General features: G+C 77.3%; 1 pseudogene. It reads left to right on the top strand.

Annotated elements, in window-relative coordinates:
• Nucleotides 1-419 (top strand): annotated as a pseudogene (locus tag FRZ03_RS39525) (hypothetical protein); the annotation flags it as partial.
• Nucleotides 420-494 lie beyond the last annotated feature (75 nt).

Raw genomic sequence — 494 nt, 5'->3', positions numbered from 1 at the left:
AGGACGCCCGCGGGGCCAGCCGGACCCGGCCCCCCGCCGGCACCCCCCGGGGGCGCGCGGGGGGCTACGCGGACTGGATCGGCTGCCGGGACGCCGGCCGCAGCCCCACCGAGGCCGCCCCGGAACGGGCCGGCGCAGTCCGCGACGGCCACGTCCCCGCCGCCCTGCCCACCGACAAGGACTTCGGCTTCACCAGCGACCCGACCGCACTGGCCCGGGCCTACGAGGGCGGCTGGCTGGCCTGCCGCATGATCGCCGACCAGTGGGGCCCCGCCCGTCTCACCGCCTTCTACCGCTCGCTCGGCACCCACTCCCAGCGCCCCGACGCCCTCGCCGCCGCCCTGCGGACCGTCCTCGGCACCACCCCGGAATCCTTCACCGCCACGTGGCGGCAGTACCTCGCCGACCAACTGCGCTGAGCATCTCGAGAGCCTCCCTCGACCACTTCTGCTCAGCCGCCCCCGCATGCCTCGCCGGGGCCGGCCGAGTGTGGT

Source organism: Streptomyces misionensis, assembly GCF_007896895.1.
Classification (GTDB): Bacteria; Actinomycetota; Actinomycetes; order Streptomycetales; family Streptomycetaceae; genus Streptomyces; species Streptomyces misionensis_A.
Note: the sequence above shows the minus strand (reverse complement) of the source record. Positions and strands in the feature narration are given on the sequence as shown.